Source organism: Arthrobacter sp. FX8 (genome assembly GCF_026723805.1).
In the GTDB taxonomy this organism is placed as follows: Bacteria; Actinomycetota; Actinomycetes; order Actinomycetales; family Micrococcaceae; genus Arthrobacter.
The window spans coordinates 3,625,137-3,641,851 of record NZ_CP113505.1 but is presented as its reverse complement, the minus strand read 5'-3'; the positions used below and the strand labels follow the sequence as shown (position 1 = coordinate 3,641,851).

Here is a 16,715-nt window from a genome sequence, read left to right as displayed (position 1 = left end):
CTGGAGCTGGTGCCGGCTCTTGCCTGCACTACCCAGTGTGGGCCGGGAATGTTGCGTAGCGGTTTCCCCGTGGTTAGCGCCCGGTTAGTTCTTCGCGCCGCTGCGGTTTCCTGCCTCTGCTTACATGTCCCCGGCGTTATTCGTCCGTGCCGTTGCGGTAGGCGGCCAGGAAGCTGGAAATCCGCCGGACGGCTTCCTCGATGTCCAGCACCGAGGGGAGGATGACAAACCGGAAGTGGTCCGGCGCGGGCCAGTTGAAGGCCGAGCCGTGGGAGACCAGGATCTTTTGGTCCCGGAGCAGGTCCAGGACGAATTTTTCGTCATTGGCAATGGGATACAGGTCCGCGTCCAGGCGCGGGAACAGGTACATGGCGCCCGACGCCGGCACGCAGGTCACGCCGGGAATGGCGGTAAGGAGTCTATGGGCAAGGTCCCGCTGCTCGCGCAGCCGGCCTCCGGGTTTCACCAGCGCCTCGATGCTCTGGTAGCCGCCCAGGCAGGTTTGGATGGCATGCTGGGCGGGAACGTTGGCGCAAAGGCGCAGCGAGGCAAGCAGCTCAAGGCCTTCACGGTAGGCGGCGGTAGCGGCAAGCGGTCCGGTGATGGCCACCCATCCTGCCCGGTAGCCAGGCATCCGGTAGGCCTTGGACAGTCCGCTGAACGTCAGGCAGCACAGGTCCTCAGCCACGGACGCGGTGTGGATATGCTTTGCGTCGTCGTACAGCACCTTCTCGTAGATCTCATCCGAGAACAGGACCAGGTTGTGCTTCCGGGCCAGCGCCGCGAACTGCTCCAGGATGTGGCGGGGGTAGACGGCGCCGGTGGGGTTGTTCGGGTTGATGATCACGATGCCTTTGGTGCGGCTGGTGATCTTTGCCTCCACGTCGGCCATGTCCGGCCACCAGTTCTCCGCCTCGTCGCAGGCGTAGTGCACGGGTTTTCCGCCCGTCAGGGTCACGGCGGCGGTCCACAAAGGGTAGTCCGGTGCCGGGACCAAAATTTGGTCGCCGTTCTCCATGAACGCCTGGAGGCACATGGAGATCAGTTCGCTGACGCCGTTGCCGATCACGATGTCTTCGACCCCGATGTTCATCAGGCCACGCGTCTGGTAGTACTGCGAGATGGCGGTCCGCGCCGTGAAAATGCCCTTGGAGTCACTGTAGCCCTGGGCGCCGCGAAGGTGGTGGATCATGTCCACCACCACGGATTCAGGTGCTTCCAGGCCGAACGGCGCCGTGTCCCCGAGGTTCATCTTGAGGATCCGGTGCCCTTCGGCCTCCATGTTTTTGGCCGCCTGCAGGACTGGCCCGCGGAGCTCATACCGGACGTTTTCAAGCTTGCTGGAGTGCTGCATTGCGTGCATGGTTGATCTTTTCACACAGCGCACACCGGGGGCAGCGGGTCACGCGGCCCACCTGGCAATGTCGGGACCGCTTGTCCGATAAGTTTGAGACTTGTAGTACTTTGTCCTGCGGCGCGGCAGGATGCGGCGGGAGCGGAAGGAAGTACCCCACGTGGGCGGTGTGCTGATCGGACTGGCGGTGATCGGCGTCGTCATTGCCGTGGGTTACATCGCCGCACGCTGCGGCCTGGGCGATGAACCCACCATCTCGGCGCTGACCCGGACCGCCTTCTTCATCACCAACCCGGTGCTGCTCTTCACCGTGGTGCTGAAATCGGACCTCTCCGTGGTCCTCTCCGCATACGTTCCGCTCGCCATGATCACGGCGGCGATCACGGCCCTCCTGTATGTGGCCGCCAGCCGGATCTGGTTTCCGCGGCCGCTCGCGGAGACGGCCGTGGGCGCGATGGCGGGCTCCTACGTCAACGCCAACAACATCGGCATCCCCATCACGCTGTATGCCCTGGGGGACGCCACTCCCGTAGCTCCGGTCCTGCTGGTCCAGCTGCTCCTGTTCGCCCCGCTGGTCCTGACCCTGCTGGACCTCTCCGAGGCCGGCCGGTTTTCGCCCCGGCTCATGCTGACGCAGCCCTTCCGGAACCCCATGATCATCGCCTCGCTCCTGGGCGTGGTCCTGGCCGCGTTCCATGTGCAGCTTCCGGCTCCGGTGATGGCTCCACTGACGCTCCTGGGCGGTGCTGCAGTGCCGGTGGTGCTCCTGGCCTTCGGGATGTCGCTGCACGGAACAAAGATGCTTCGAAGCGGCGGCCACACGGCCGAAATCCTCACTGCCACGGCACTCAAGTCCGCGGTGATGCCGGCGGTGGCGTTCGTCGTCGGCCGCTTCCTCTTCAACCTGGACCACCACATGCTGCTGGGCGTAGTGCTCATGGCGGCGCTTCCCTCGGCCCAGAACGTGTTCCTGTTCGCCAGCAAGTACGGGAGGGGGTGGCGGTGGCGCGGGAAACCATCCTGCTCTCCACCGCCGCCGCGGCGCCGGTGCTGGTGCTGGTGGTTTGGCTGCTGGCAGGCTGAAAACCACTCCGCCGCCGCGCCGCCCTACCGTGCAGGGCGCTGGCCGGGCAAGAATGGGCACTATGGAACTTCCCGTGATGCCGCCCGTCCCGCCCATGCTCGCCAAGGCCGTCAGCGGCATTGGCGGCATTCCAGGAAGCGCGGACCTCAGCTACGAGCCAAAATGGGACGGCTTCAGGTCCATCATCTTCCGCGACGGTGATGACCTGGAGATCGGCAGCCGCAACGAGAAGCCCATGACCCGCTACTTCCCGGAGCTCGTTGCGGCACTGAAGGAAAACCTGCCGCCGCGCTGCGTGGTGGACGGCGAGATCATCCTTATCGGTGCGTCCGGCGACCGGCTGGATTTCGACACCCTGCAGCAGCGCATCCACCCCGCGGCCAGCCGGGTGAAGCTGCTGGCCCAACAAACCCCGGCGAGCTTCGTGGCGTTCGACCTGCTGGCGCTGGACGACGACGACTACACCGGCAGGCCTTTTTCTGAGCGGCGGGCCGCGCTGGAGAAGGCGCTCGCGGCCAGCAGCGCCCCGGTCCATCTCACAGCTGCCACCACGGACAAAGCCACGGCCGCGCAGTGGTTCGAACAGTTCGAGGGCGCCGGGCTGGACGGCATCGTGGCCAAGCGGCTGGACGGCCGGTACGAGCCGGACAAGCGGGTGATGTTCAAGGTCAAGCACGAGCGCACGGCCGACTGCGTGGTGGCAGGATACCGCCTCCACAAGAGCGGTCCCGATGCTATCGGGTCCCTCCTGCTGGGCCTCTACAAGGACGACGGCGGCCTGGCGAGCGTGGGCGTGATCGGCGCCTTCCCCATGAAGCGCCGCAAGGAACTGTTCGAAGAACTCCAGCCGCTGGTGACCGGCTTCGAGGGCCACCCGTGGGCGTGGGGCAAGCAGGAAGAAGGGGAACGGACGCCGCGGAACGCCGAAGGCAGCAGGTGGAGCGCCGGGAAGGACCTGTCCTTCGTCCCACTGCGGCCCGAACTGGTGGTGGAGGTCCGCTACGACCACATGGAGGGCGACAGGTTCCGCCACACGGCCCAGTTCAACCGCTGGCGCCCGGACCGGGACCCGGAGTCCTGCACCTATGAGCAATTGGAGGAACCGGTCAATTTTGACCTGGCCTCGGTGCTGGAGACCGGGCGGGGGTAAGTGCCCTGCGGGACGCTTCCGAAGCAGCCCATCTTTCACGAAGGAAAGCCCGCCATTTGGGGGAATGGCGGGCTTTCCGGCTCTAAACCGGGCTGGTGTGACGTCGGCGCCTACTTCACGCCCAGCAGGTTGGTGGGGGTCCGGAAGGACTCCTTGGCCGTGAGTGCCGAGACGGCGGCGATGGCGCAGATGATGGCGGTGAAGATGCTGATCTGGACCCAGCCGCCCGCCTGGATGCCGCCCATGGCAGCCACAATGGCCGGGGCGAAGCCAGCCATCAGGAACCCGAGCTGGGTGCCGATGGCCAGGCCGGAGAAGCGGACCTTGGTGCTGAACATCTCGGCGTAGAAGGACGGCCACACGGCGTTGGAGGCGGCGTAGCCGAAGGAGAAGAAGCCGATGGCTGCAACGAACATCAACGGGATGCTGTGGGATTCCAGGCTGAGCAGGAACAGCGGGGTGAGGATTGCGCTGGCCACGGCGCCGTAAATGAAGACGGGCTTGCGGCCGATCCTGTCCGCGAGCTTCCCGAAGAGCGGCTGGGTGCCCAGGGCCACCAGGTTGGCCCCCACGACGAGCCACAGGGTGGTGGTGCCGTCCACTCCGGCCACGGTCTTGGCGTAGCTGATGGCCAGGGTGCCGAAGACGGTGGAGACGGCGGCAATGAAGGCGCAGGCGACAACACGCAGGACGTCGCGCCAGTGGCCCTTGAGGAGGTCGGCCACCGGGAGCTTGGAGATCTGGGCGTTCTTCTGCGCTTCCTCGAAGGCCGGCGGCTCGTGCAGCGTGCGGCGGATGAAGAAGGCAACCATGACCACGACGGCGCTGAGCCAGAACGGGACGCGCCAGCCGATGCCGTACTTGATCTCATCCGGCAGGGCCAGGACGGGGATGAAGACCAGGGCGGCGAGGATCTGGCCGCCCTGGGTACCGGTGAGGGTCCAGGACGTAAAGAAGGAACGCTGGTTGTCCGGAGCGTGCTCCAGGGTCATGGACGAGGCGCCGGCCTGCTCACCGGCGGCGGAGAGGCCCTGGCACAGGCGGGCCAGCACCAGCAGGACCGGGGCCCACCAGCCGACCGTGTGGAAGTCGGGGAGGCAGCCGATCACGAACGTCGACGCGCCCATGAGCAGCAGGGTAAACATCAGGACCTTCCGGCGGCCCACCCGGTCGCCGAAGTGGCCCAGGATGATGGCGCCCACGGGACGTGCCACGTAGGCGAAGCCGAAGGTGGCGAAGGACATGATGGCAGCGTTGGTGTCTGCATCGGGGAAGAAGACCTTGGGGAAGATCAGCGCCGCAGCGGATCCGAAGATGAAGAAGTCGTAGTATTCGACGGCGCTGCCCAGGAAGCTGGCGAGGGCTGCTTTCCTGGGCGTCCCGGCACGGGTGAGGGCACCCGCCCCGGCGGACGGAAGTGTCTGGCTCATGGTGTTCCTTTGGTGTGACGACATTGTCGCGGATGGATCTGGAGGTCGCAGCCGCCGCTGCCTTGGTGCGGGCGGGGCGCGATGCGGCTGGAGTCCGGAAGAAGACCCGGCGTCAGTAGCCACATGGTGGGAGCTACTTGTGCGATATAGAAACTATGACTGTGAGGGCAGTCACCTGTCAAGAAAATAATCACCATCTAGAAATAGCTCTCACATTGTGGCAACATGATTGCCATGAGTGTGAACCAAACCACAGCGGCCAATGAAGAATCCGCTGCTGCCCCTGCCGCCACGGAGCCCGTGAACGCCATGCCCCCGGAGGCGAAGGTTGGCGCGCGTCCTGCGGAACGCACGGACATGGTGGGCAAGGCCCTGGGCCTGCTTGTCCTCCTGGGGGACGAACCCCGCGGTGCCAGCGCCGCGGAAATTTCCCGCCGCGCGGAACTGCCGTTCAGCACAACCTACCGGCTGCTCGGATCCCTGACCCGTGACGGCTTTGTTGACTACGAGCCGGACGGCCGCCGCTACCACCTGGGCCTGCGCATCTTCCAGCTGGGCCAGCGGGTCTCCAACCACCACGGTTTCGCGGGCACTGCCATGCCCATCCTGCGCCGGGTGACCGAGCAGACCGGGGAAGCCACCATCCTCAGCGTCCGGGACGGCCTGCACCACCTCACCGTCAGCAAGGTGGACGGGCCGCAGATCTTCCGCGTCACCAGCGATCCGGGCCACCTGGGCTCCTTGTCCACCACCGCCGTCGGCAAGGCCCTGGTGGCATTCGCCGAAGATGCGGAACGGGAGCGGCTGCTCGCGGAACTACCGCTTGAGGCGCTCACCGCCCGCTCCATCACCGACCGGGACGCGTTCCGGGCGGAAATCGAGGAGGTGCGCCGCCGCGGCTACGCGGTCATGGATGAGGAGAACGAGGCCGGCATGCGTGCCGTGGCGGTGCCCCTGCTCAACAGCCAGGGCCACGCCTTTGCCTCCCTGGCCACCGCCGTTCCGGTCTTCCGCCTGAGCCTCGAGGAGCTGGAGGCCCACGTCCCCGTCCTGGTCGATGCGGCAGCCGAGTTGGCTGCACGCCTTCCGCAGCGCGGCTAAGGCGCCTGTGCCGTTACTCAAAATATTTGGTTCGTATCTCGAACAGTAGTGCGAGAAGTGAACAAATGCTGTACTGTAATCCCTATCACCGGCGCAGCCCATCCCCGCATGGACACTGCCGGTGCCGTTACCAAAGGAGCTGCACGGATGAGTATTCGAACTGAGTCCTACCTCGTGGGACTGGTTGGAGACGGTGTCACGCCGTCGCTCACGCCGCCCATGCACGAACGGGAAGGTGACGTGCAGGGCCTGCGTTACCTCTACCGCCCCATCGACCTCCTGGAGCTGGGCCTGGCGGGCGAGTCCGTCGGCAGTATCCTGCAGAGCGCCCGGACGCTGGGCTTCAATGGGTTGAACATCACCCATCCCTGCAAGCAGCTGGTCCTGGAGCACCTTGACGAAATCTCCCCGGACGCCCGCCGCCTGGGCGCCGTCAACACCGTGGTGATCCGGGACGGCCGCTTCATCGGCCACAACACCGACTTCTCCGGCTTCGCCGCGGCACTGGCTTCCGGCCTCCCCGGGGCGTCGCTGGACCGCGTGGTCCAGCTCGGTGCCGGCGGTGCCGGATCTGCCGTCGCCTACGCCCTGCTGACCGCCGGCGTCAGGACCCTGCACCTGGTGGACGTGGACCCGGGACGCGCGGCAACCCGGGCCGCCGAGCTCCAGGGCTTCTTCCCGGACAGCACCGTCACGGCAGGTACGACGGCGGAGCTGCCGCAGCTGATGCGCGTGGCCGACGGCCTGGTGCACTGCACCCCCGTGGGGATGGCCGCCCACCCCGGCGTGCCGCTGGACCTGGACCTGCTGGAGTCCCGGCACTGGGTGGCGGATATCGTCTACCGCCCCATCGACACGGAACTGGTCCGCGGCGCCCGGGCCAAGGGCTGCGACGTCCTGGACGGCGGCCGGATGGCCGTGGGCCAGGCCGCGGACGCGTTCCGGATCTTCACCGGCCTGGACGCGGACCCGGCCCGCATGCGCGCCCACTTCCTGGAGCTCGTGGCAGCGGAAGAGGTGGCTGCCTGATGCGCACCGGAATCGCCACTGTCTGCCTGTCCGGAACCCTCAAAGAGAAGATGCAGGCCTGCGCCATCGCAGGATTCGACGGCATCGAGATCTTCGAGCAGGACCTGGTGACGTCCCCGCTGAGTCCCGAGGACGTCCGCAAGCTGGCCGCCGACCTGGGCCTTGGCCTGGATCTTTACCAGCCCTTCCGGGATTTCGACGGCGTCAGCCCGGACCTGCTGAAGGCCAACCTCCGCCGGGCCGAGGCCAAGTTCCGGCTCATGGCCCGCCTGGGCATGGACACCATCCTGGTCTGCTCCAACGTTGCCACCGCCACCATCGACGACGACGGCCTCCGCGCCGAGCAGCTGGCACAGCTTGCCAACCTGGCCGGCGACCACGGCGTCAAGGTGGCCTATGAAGCGCTTGCGTGGGGCAAGTACGTCAACGACTACGAGCATGCCTACCGGCTGGTGGAGATGGTTGACCATCCCAATCTGGGCACCTGCCTGGACTCCTTCCACATCCTGTCGCGGGACTGGGAAACCGCCCACATTGAGGCATTCAACCCGGAGAAGATCTTCTTCGTCCAGGTTGCGGACGCCCCCAAGCTCTCCATGGATGTGCTGTCCTGGAGCCGGCACTACCGGGTGTTCCCGGGCGAGGGCCAGTTTGAGCTGGCCAAGTTCATGGGCCACGTGGTCCGGGCCGGGTACACCGGACCCGTCTCGCTGGAAGTCTTCAATGACGTTTTCCGCCAGTCGGACGTGGAGCGGACGGCCGTGGATGCCATGCGGTCGCTCATCTGGCTTGAAGAACAGAGCGCCAAATGGCTGGCCGGTACCGAAGCCGCACCAGGCAACGGAGCAGCGCTCCGCCGTCGTTACCCCATGGAACTTGCCACCCTGCCCAAGGTGAACGAACCCGCGGGCTTCAACTTTGCCGAGGTCAAGGCGGACGACACCGCGCAGCTGGAGAAACTCCTGGGCCAGCTGGGCTTCGCCTTCGAGGGCAGGCACCGCACCAAGGACGTCCAGCTGTGGACCATGGGCCAGGCCCGGGTGATCATCAACGAACAGGCGGCCCGGCATGCCGAGCCGGCCATTGCCGCACTGGGGTTCGACGTCGATTCCCCCGTGATTGCCTCGGCGCGCGCCCAGCAGCTCAAGGCCCCCGTGGTGGCCCGCAAGGTGCAGGCGGACGAGGAAGTCTTCCAGGGCATCTCCGCGCCCGATTCCACCGAGATCTTTCTCTGCCAGGGCAGCCCGGACGGCACGGCGGCGTGGACCCACGAGTTCGGGGAGGGGCTGGAACACCCGTCCGCCGGAGCCAGTGCCGTGATCGACCACGTCAACCTTGCCCAGCCGTGGCAGCACTTCGACGAAGCTGTCCTCTTCTACACCAGCGCCCTGGCCCTGGAGCCGCAGCCGTTCGCGGAGGTGCCAAGCCCCAGCGGGCTGGTGCGCTCGCAGGTCATGCAGACCTCCGACGGCGCGGTGCGGCTGGTGCTCAACCTCGCCCCCATCCAGCAGGCACGGAGCGAGGTCCGCAAGACCTACCAGGAGCACATCGCCTTTGCCGTGGACGACCTCGTGGCCACAGCCCGGGCAGCCCGGGAACGGGGCCTGGAATTCCTGCAGATCCCGGCCAACTACTACGAGGACCTGGACGCCCGGTTCGACCTGGAGCCTGGGTTCCTGGCCACCCTGCAGGAGCTGAACCTGCTGTTCGACCGCGACGCCGACGGCGAATTCCTGCACTTCTACACCGCCACCGTGGGCAGCGTGTTCTTCGAAATGGTGGAACGCCGCGGCGGTTACGACGGCTACGGCGCCCCCAATGCTCCGGTGCGCCACGCCGTCCAGTACGACTCGCTGCACCGCACGCCTTAGACCGCACCACACAACCCCGGACGCAAGAAACCGAACAGATCAGAAAGGAGCCAGCCATGCCGGAAGACATCACCGCCGAGCTGGAGTCGGAGGAACTCGTGCCCCCGGCCGAACCGAAGGCTGCCCACCAGCCCCTGGACAAGGCCATCGAGTCACAGGCGGACCTCAGCGCAGAGATCAACGCCATCGGCGAGGCCTACCAGCGGGCATTGAAGGACGGCGCCCAGCCGGAAACCCAGCCGCGGCTGGACTACCCGCCGTACCGCAGCAGCATCCTGCGCCACCCCACCAAGAGCCTGCACCACGCGGATCCGGAGACCATCGAGCTGTACTCGCCGGCGTTCGGGCACCAGGACGTGCACGCCCTGGAGTCCGACCTGACCATCCAGCACAACGGCGAACCGCTGGGCGAGCGGATTATCGTCGCCGGCAAGGTCCTGGACGGCGACGGCCGCCCGGTTGCAGGCCAGCTGGTGGAAATCTGGCAGGCCAACTCGTCCGGCCGCTACATCCACAAGCGCGACCAGCACCCCGCCCCGATCGACCCCAACTTCACCGGCATCGGCCGCTGCATCACCGGCCCGGACGGCTCCTACCGGTTCATCACCATCAAGCCCGGCGCCTACCCGTGGAAGAACCACCTGAACGCGTGGCGACCCGCCCACATCCACTTTTCGCTCTTCGGCACGGAGTTCACCCAGCGCATCATCACCCAGATGTACTTCCCGGGCGACCAGCTGTTCCCGCTGGACCCCATCTACCAGACCATCGTGGACCAGGACGCCCGCGACCGCCTGGTGGCCACCTACGACCACAGCCTCACCGAGCCCGAGTGGGCCCTGGGCTACAACTGGGACATCGTCCTGACCGGGCCCAAGCGGACCTGGACCGAAAACGAGGCGCTCGGCGCAGAAGGTGACGAGGAGTAGGAAAAATGAGCACCAAACTTGTTCCCACCCCGGGCCAGACCGTTGGCCCCTTCTATGGCTATGCGCTTCCGTTCGAGAAGGACAACGAGCTGCTGCCTCCCGGCTTCCCGGGCTCCATCCGCCTGCAGGGCACCGTCTACGACGGCGCCGGCCACACCATCCCGGACGCCATCCTGGAAATCTGGCAGCCGGACGCCGACGGCAGGGTTGTCCAGCGCACCGGCTCCCTGGTCCGCGACGGCTACACCTTCACCGGGTGGGGCCGCGGCGCCGTGGGCAACTCCGGCGTTTTCACGTTCACCACGGTCAACCCCGGCCCCACCAAACCGGGCGCGGCGCCGTTCATCTCCGTGGCGCTCTTTGCCCGCGGCCTGACCAACCGGCTGTTCACCCGCATCTACCTGCCTGAGGACGCCGAGGCGCTGGCCAACGACCCCCTGCTCAGCTCGCTGGATCCGGAGCGCCGCAAGACGCTCATCGCCCGCCGCGACCCTGACGGCGGCCTCACCTGGGACATCCGCCTCCAGGGTGAGGGCGAGACGGTCTTCCTGGACTTCCAGTGACCAACGCCGCCCCGGGAGATCTGCGCGCCTTCGCGGAAGAGGCCGACGCCGGCCTGCTCAGTCCCGTATCAGCGTCACCGTTGGTGGCGGCGCTGACGGGGGACCGGGCAGTGCTGGCGGCGATCCTCGCCGTCGAATCGGGCTGGGCAGCCGTGCTGCAACGGGCCGGCCTGGCACCTGCCGGTTCTGCCGCCGTCGTGGCTTCCGCTGCCGAGGCAGGGCGATACGACCTCGCCGACATCGCGCTGCGTGCCCAGGGCGGCGGCAACCCGGTCATTCCGCTGCTGGCGGACCTCCGGAAGAAGGTGGCCGCGCTGGACAGCGCCGGGATCGGTGCCGGGAAGGCCGTGCATACCTCCCTGACCAGCCAGGACGTGCTGGACACCGCCCTCATGCTGGTGGCCCGCAACACCGTCCACGCCGTGCTGGCCGACCTCAAAGGCACCGCCGCGGCGCTGGCCGCCCTGGCGGGGCAACATGCGCAGACGCTGTGCGTGGGCAGGAGCCTGACGCAGCATTCGCTTCCCTATACCTTCGGGCTCCGGGCCGCGCAGTGGTTCCAGGGCGTGGCCGCCGCGGGCCGGCAGCTGCAAGGCCTGGAGTTCCCGGTCCAGTTCGGCGGGGCTGCGGGAACGCTCGCCGCCGGAACCGTGCTGACCGACGGATCCACTGCCACCCCGTTTACCCTGGCCGATGCCCTGGCCGCCCAGCTGGGCCTGGCCCCCGCGGCGGCTCCCTGGCACACCAACCGGCTGGCCATCACGTCCCTTGGGCATGGGCTGGCTTCGGTTTTGGATGCGTTCGGAAAGATCGCCGCGGACGTCCTGTTCCTGAGCAGGCCCGAGGTGGCCGAGCTTGCCGAGCCACGCGCTCCCGGGCGCGGGGTTTCCTCTGCCATGCCGCAAAAGCAGAACCCGGTCCTGTCCGTCCTGGTCCGCAGCGCCGCACTGCAGGCGCCCGGCCTGGCTGCCCAGCTGCACCTGGCCGCCGCCACCTTCAACGACGAACGCCCGGACGGCGCCTGGCACATCGAATGGCCGGCACTCCGCCAGCTCCTGGCGCTCACGCTCGGCGCTGCCGGACATATCCGTGAGCTCGCCGAAGGACTCCAGGTGTTCCCCGATGCCATGCGCCGCAACCTGGACCTGTCCGGGCCGCTGCTGCTGGCAGAAGGCGTCAGCGCGGCCGTGGCGCCCCTCCTGGACGGGAAGGACGGCCGCACCGGCAAGCAGCAGCTGCAGGACGTGGTGGACCAGACCCTTCAAGCACCGCCTTCCGACCAAGCCGCCACCTACCGGAAGCTGCTCCGCGAGGCCGTCCCTGCCGCCGTCGTTCCCGACCAGCGGCTGGAGGAGCTCCTGGACCCCGGCAGCTACCTGGGCCAGGCGGCCCAGATCTCCCGCCGCATCCTGGCGGCGTTCCCCGACTTTGATTCCCAGACCACCGACGCGAACGGAGCTTCCCGTGGCTAAGCCAACCCTGAAGGCAGCGCTGCTGTCCCCCCAGCGACCCCTTGGCGACCACCCCCTACTGGTGGCGGGCCCATCCCTGGGCACCTCCTCCATCCTGTGGAACAGGGTGGCCACCCTGCTCGGCAATGACTACGACGTGGTCGCCTGGGACCTGCCCGGCCACGGCGTCTCTCCGGCAGCCACCGAAACCTTCGACGTCGCAGCCCTCGCGGACGCCGTGGTGGACCTGGTGGATTCCATCGCCCCCGGTGAAACATTCCACTACGCCGGCGTTTCACTGGGCGGCGCCGTGGGCCTGCAGCTGGGCATCAAGCACGGCGAGCGGCTCAAGAGCCTCTCCATCCAGAACAGCGGGGCGAAGATCGGCACCCCGGAGGGCTGGCTGGAACGGGCCGAAACGGTCCGCACCCAGGGCACACCCGTGATGATCCAGGGCTCGGCGCAGCGCTGGTTCGCGCCGGGCTACATGGACCGGGAACCCGAGTTCAGCAGCCGGCTCCTGCACGCCCTGCGCGACGCCGACCGTTTCAGCTACGCTTTCTGCTGCGAGGCCCTGGCCTCCTTCGACGTCCGCAGCCAGCTGGGCAGCATCCGCGTCCCCACCCAGGTCATCGCCGGCGCGGTGGACGGCGTGGCCACGCCGGCCATGGCTGACGAGGTGGCAGCCGGCATCACCGCCGGGGGCGGCACCGCCACGGCCGTCACGCTGGAAGGCGTGGCGCACTTGGCCCCGGCCGAGGCTCCCGCGCACGTTGCCGATCTCATGCGCAGCCTGATCAGCTGGGCCGAATCCCAGGGAGCAGCCAAGTGAGCGGAAATGAGCGGCACGGCGTGGTCCAGCCCGGCGCCACCAGCCAGGAGATTTACGACGGCGGCATGGCGGTCCGGCGCGAGGTCCTGGGGGACGCGCACGTGGACCGGGCCAACGCCAACAAGGATGAGTTCACCGAGGACTTCCAGGACATGATCACCCGGATCGCCTGGGGTGGTATCTGGACCCGCCCGGGGCTCCCGCGCCAGATGCGGTCCGCCGTCACCATCACTGCCATGGTGGCGCACGGGCACTGGGAAGAGCTGGCCATGCATATCCGCGCCGCCCTCCGGAACGGCCTGAGCAGGGACGAGATCAAGGAGATCCTGCTCCAGACCGCCATCTACTGCGGCGTCCCCTCCGCCAACACCGCCTTCAAGACAGCACAGCAGGTGTTCCATGACATGGACAACACCGGAACGGATAAAACCCCATGAACCAGGCTTTTGTGTACGACGCCGTGCGCACCCCCTTCGGCAAGTTCGGTTCCGGCCTCGCCGGGGTGCGGCCGGATGACCTTGCCGCGCACGTTATCAGCGAGTCCGTGAAGCGGGCCCCGGGGCTTGATCCGGAGCGGATCGATGAGGTGGTGTTCGGCAACGCCAACGGCGCGGGCGAGGAAAACCGCAACATCGCGCGGATGGGAACCCTTCTGGCCGGGCTGCCGGTGTCCATCCCGGGCACCACGGTCAACCGGCTCTGCGGCTCGTCCCTGGACGCGGCAATCATCGCGTCCCGGCAGATCAACGCCGGCGACGCCGACCTGATGCTGGTGGGCGGGGCCGAGTCGATGTCCCGTGCCCCGTGGGTGCTGCCCAAGACGGAGAAGCCCTACCCGGCCGGGGACATGACCCTGGCCTCCACCACCCTGGGCTGGCGGCTGGTGAACAAGGCCATGCCCAAGGATTGGACCATCTCCCTGGGCGAGGCCACCGAGCGGCTGCGCGAGAAGTACGGGGTGACCCGCGAGGCGCAGGACGAGTTCGCCGCGGCCTCCCACAACCTCTCCGCCGCCGCCTGGGATGAAGGGTTTTACGACAACCTGGTCGCCCCGGTGCCCGGGACGGACCTGGTCCGCGACGAAGGCATCCGTGCCGGATCGTCGGCGGAGAAGCTGGCCGGGCTGAAGACCGTGTTCCGGACCGAGAACGGCACGGTGACCGCCGGGAACGCATCCCCGCTGTCCGACGGCGCCTCCGCGGCGTGGATCGGATCCGAGGCGGCCGCCGGGCTGCTGGGGCTGGATCCGCTGGCCCGGATCGCCGGCCGCGGCGCGCACGCGAATGATCCGCAGTACTTCGGGTACGCACCGGTGGAGGCGGCGAACAAGGCCCTCGCGAAGGCGGGCATCGGCTGGGACCAGGTGGGCGCCGTCGAACTTAACGAAGCGTTCGCCGCGCAGTCCCTGGCCTGCATCAACGCCTGGGGCATCGATCCCTCGATCGTGAACCGGCATGGCGGGGCCATCGCGATGGGCCATCCGCTGGGTGCCTCCGGCACCCGGATCCTGGGCACCCTGGCCCGGTCCCTGCAGGCCTCCGGCGAACGCTGGGGCGTCGCGGCCATCTGCATCGGCGTGGGCCAGGGCCTGGCCGTGGTACTCGAGAACGTCACCGCTGGAAAGGACCAGTAATGCTGACTTTTGTTGACACCGTCCAGGAGGCCGTGGCCGGCATCAAGGACGGCTCCACCGTGATGATCGGCGGATTCGGCAACGCCGGCCAGCCGTTCGAACTGATCGACGCGCTGCTGGACTGCGGCGCCACGGACCTGACCGTGGTGAACAACAACGCCGGGCAGGGCGACCAGGGCCTGGCCCTGCTCATCAAGGAAGGCCGGGTGCGGAAGATGATCTGCTCCTTCCCGCGGCAGTCCGATTCCTGGCACTTCGACGCCAAGTACAAGGCCGGCGAGATCGAGCTGGAACTGGTGCCGCAGGGCAACCTGGCCGAACGGATCCGTGCCGCCGGGGCAGGCATCGGCGGGTTCTTCACCCCCACCGGATACGGCACCATGCTGGCCGAGGGCAAGGAAACGCGGATCATTGACGGCCGCGGCCAGGTCTTTGAAACCCCCATCCACGCCGACGTCGCCCTGATCAAGGCACTGAAGGCGGACGGCAAGGGCAACCTGGTCTACCGCAAGACGGCCCGGAACTTCGGCCCCATCATGGCTGCCGCCGCGAAGCAGAGCATCGTGCAGGTCTCCGAGATCGTGCCCACGGGGGCGCTGGACCCGGAAAACGTGGTCACCCCCGGCATTTACGTCAACACGGTTGTCCGCGTCCCGGCCTCAGACCGCAGCGCAACCGGCACCAGCGGAAAGGTGGCCTGACCTTGACCACTGCAACATCACTCCAGACCTCCGCCACGCCCCTGGGCCGGGATGACCTCGCCCGGCTCGTGGCCCGCGACATCGCCCCGGGCTCGTTCGTGAACCTCGGGATCGGCCAGCCCACCCTGGTGTCCAACTACCTCACCGAGGACCAGAACATCACCCTCCACACCGAGAACGGCATGCTGGGCATGGGCCCCGAAGCCAAGGGTGAGGACATTGACGAGGACCTGATCAATGCCGGCAAGATTCCCGTGACCGAACTCCCGGGCGCTTCCTACTTCCATCACGCCGACTCCTTCGCCATCATGCGCGGCGGGCACCTGGACATCTGCGTACTGGGCGCCTTCCAGGTCTCGGCCACCGGTGACCTGGCCAACTGGCACACCGGCGCACCCGGGGCAATTCCCGCCGTCGGAGGTGCCATGGACCTGGCCACCGGCGCCAAGGACGTCTTCGTCATGATGACCCTCCTGACCCGCGACGGCGCCTCCAAGATCGTCGAGGCCTGCACCTACCCGGTCACCGGCGTCAACTGCGTCACCCGCGTCTACACGGACAAGGCCGTCTTCCTCACCGGTCCCAACGGTGTCACCGTCCGCGAGACTTTTGGCTGCACCCTCGAGGAACTCCAGGAACTCATCCCCGTCCCGCTCAAGGCCGCCTCGGCCGGCTAAGGACGGCCCTAGGATTGGTTACCATGACCGACGCCGCAGGTACCGATATCCAGCCAACCCCGCAGGCCAGCGACCAGTACGTCCAGTCGCTGGCCCGCGGGCTGGCGGTGATCCGCGCCTTCGACGCCGACCGGCCGGTCATGACGCTCACCGAGGTGGCGGGCCGCACGGGCCTGACCCGTGCCACGGCACGCCGGTTCCTGCACACCCTGGTGGAGCTGGGGTACGTGCGCACCGACGGCAAGACCTTCGCGCTGACGGCCAAAGTCCTCCAGTTGGGCTACGCCTACCTCTCCGGGCTGTCGCTGCCCCAACTGGCCCAGCCGCACCTGGAGGAACTGTCCCTCATACTCGGCGAATCGACGTCGGCCGCCGTGCTGGACGGCACCGACATCGCCTACATTGCCCGCGTCACCACGCGCCGCATCATGACCATCGGGATCACCGTGGGCACCCGGTTCCCCGCCTACGCCACCTCCATGGGCCGGGTCCTGCTGGCCCACCTGCCGGCGTCGGACCTCAAGGCCTATCTCGCCGCGGCCGACATCAAGCCTCTGACCCCCGCGCCCTCGGGTCCGTCCAGGAACTGCTGGCCGTCCTGGAAACGGTCCGTGCACAGGGCTGGTGCCTGCTGGACCAGGAACTGGAGCTGGGCCTGATGTCCGTTGCCGCTCCTGTGTACGACGGACCCAAGGTGGTGGCCGCGGTGAACGTCTCCCTGCAGGCCCAGTCCGTGGAGGCCAAACCGGACCGGGAAGCCTACCTGGCCTCGGTGGCGCAGGAGATCATGGCCACCGCAAAACTCATCTCCGCGGACCTGACCGCCCGCGGATAACAAAAACCCCAGCCGCGCGTCCACTCCTGGCCTGAGTGCGCCGGGACTGTTCCTGCGAACTCAACCAGGGCCACA

Annotated in this window: 14 protein-coding genes and 2 pseudogenes; 14 read left to right on the top strand and 2 right to left on the bottom strand. The window is 67.6% G+C overall.

The window, feature by feature from the left end; genetic code table 11:
• Positions 1-136: 136 nt before the first annotated feature.
• Entirely contained in the window at positions 137-1,363 is a 1,227-nt protein-coding gene (locus OUO20_RS16990) for a pyridoxal phosphate-dependent aminotransferase (RefSeq protein WP_018769809.1), read from the bottom strand.
• Between the two features lie 151 nt (positions 1,364-1,514).
• Between OUO20_RS16990 and OUO20_RS16985 the strand changes: the two are divergent.
• Together OUO20_RS16985 and OUO20_RS16980 are read left to right on the top strand one after the other, a co-directional pair.
• Positions 1,515-2,437: pseudogene (locus OUO20_RS16985) on the top strand (AEC family transporter).
• Positions 2,438-2,499: 62 nt separating this feature from the next.
• Positions 2,500-3,588 carry an ATP-dependent DNA ligase gene (locus tag OUO20_RS16980; protein ID WP_268002230.1) on the top strand — a complete coding sequence of 363 codons (1,089 nt, stop codon included), beginning with the start codon at positions 2,500-2,502 and terminating at the stop codon, positions 3,586-3,588.
• Between the two features lie 110 nt (positions 3,589-3,698).
• On the opposite strand, the gene OUO20_RS16975 is transcribed toward OUO20_RS16980, so the two are convergent.
• Entirely contained in the window at positions 3,699-5,018 is a 1,320-nt protein-coding gene (locus OUO20_RS16975) for an MFS transporter (protein ID WP_018769806.1), read from the bottom strand.
• Positions 5,019-5,252: 234 nt separating this feature from the next.
• Here OUO20_RS16975 and OUO20_RS16970 point away from each other — a divergent pair, with 234 nt between their 5' ends.
• From OUO20_RS16970 to OUO20_RS16915, 12 genes and pseudogenes are all read left to right on the top strand, one after another.
• Positions 5,253-6,119: an IclR family transcriptional regulator gene (locus OUO20_RS16970; protein WP_018769805.1), complete on the top strand. Its 867-nt coding sequence runs from the start codon at positions 5,253-5,255 to the stop codon at positions 6,117-6,119.
• A 147-nt stretch (positions 6,120-6,266) separates the two neighbouring features.
• Positions 6,267-7,148: a shikimate dehydrogenase gene (locus tag OUO20_RS16965; protein ID WP_268002229.1), complete on the top strand. Its 882-nt coding sequence runs from the start codon at positions 6,267-6,269 to the stop codon at positions 7,146-7,148.
• Positions 7,148-9,019 carry a bifunctional sugar phosphate isomerase/epimerase/4-hydroxyphenylpyruvate dioxygenase family protein gene (locus tag OUO20_RS16960; RefSeq protein WP_018769803.1) on the top strand — a complete coding sequence of 624 codons (1,872 nt, stop codon included), beginning with the start codon at positions 7,148-7,150 and terminating at the stop codon, positions 9,017-9,019. The genes OUO20_RS16965 and OUO20_RS16960 overlap by 1 nt, the downstream gene beginning before the upstream one ends.
• Positions 9,020-9,075: 56 nt before the next feature.
• Positions 9,076-9,948 (top strand): protocatechuate 3,4-dioxygenase subunit beta, encoded by an 873-nt coding sequence (gene pcaH, locus OUO20_RS16955; protein ID WP_018769802.1) that lies wholly within the window; start codon positions 9,076-9,078, stop codon positions 9,946-9,948.
• Between the two features lie 5 nt (positions 9,949-9,953).
• Positions 9,954-10,511, top strand: coding sequence for a protocatechuate 3,4-dioxygenase subunit alpha (gene pcaG, locus OUO20_RS16950; RefSeq protein WP_018769801.1), 558 nt, complete (start codon positions 9,954-9,956; stop codon positions 10,509-10,511).
• A complete protein-coding gene (locus OUO20_RS16945; RefSeq protein ID WP_268002228.1) occupies positions 10,508-11,983 on the top strand; it encodes a lyase family protein in 1,476 nt (491 codons plus the stop codon). Before pcaG ends, OUO20_RS16945 begins: the two co-directional genes overlap by 4 nt.
• Positions 11,976-12,794 (top strand): alpha/beta fold hydrolase, encoded by an 819-nt coding sequence (locus OUO20_RS16940; protein ID WP_268002227.1) that lies wholly within the window; start codon positions 11,976-11,978, stop codon positions 12,792-12,794. The genes OUO20_RS16945 and OUO20_RS16940 overlap by 8 nt, the downstream gene beginning before the upstream one ends.
• Positions 12,791-13,231 carry a 4-carboxymuconolactone decarboxylase gene (gene pcaC, locus OUO20_RS16935; protein WP_268002226.1) on the top strand — a complete coding sequence of 147 codons (441 nt, stop codon included), beginning with the start codon at positions 12,791-12,793 and terminating at the stop codon, positions 13,229-13,231. Before OUO20_RS16940 ends, pcaC begins: the two co-directional genes overlap by 4 nt.
• Positions 13,228-14,427, top strand: coding sequence for a thiolase family protein (locus OUO20_RS16930; protein WP_268002225.1), 1,200 nt, complete (start codon positions 13,228-13,230; stop codon positions 14,425-14,427). The genes pcaC and OUO20_RS16930 overlap by 4 nt, the downstream gene beginning before the upstream one ends.
• Positions 14,427-15,128: a 3-oxoacid CoA-transferase subunit A gene (locus OUO20_RS16925; RefSeq protein WP_018769796.1), complete on the top strand. Its 702-nt coding sequence runs from the start codon at positions 14,427-14,429 to the stop codon at positions 15,126-15,128. The genes OUO20_RS16930 and OUO20_RS16925 overlap by 1 nt, the downstream gene beginning before the upstream one ends.
• A 2-nt stretch (positions 15,129-15,130) precedes the next feature.
• Positions 15,131-15,805 carry a 3-oxoacid CoA-transferase subunit B gene (locus OUO20_RS16920; RefSeq protein WP_268002224.1) on the top strand — a complete coding sequence of 225 codons (675 nt, stop codon included), beginning with the start codon at positions 15,131-15,133 and terminating at the stop codon, positions 15,803-15,805.
• Positions 15,806-15,828: 23 nt separating this feature from the next.
• Positions 15,829-16,640: pseudogene (locus tag OUO20_RS16915) on the top strand (IclR family transcriptional regulator domain-containing protein).
• The last annotated feature ends 75 nt before the right edge of the window (positions 16,641-16,715 follow it).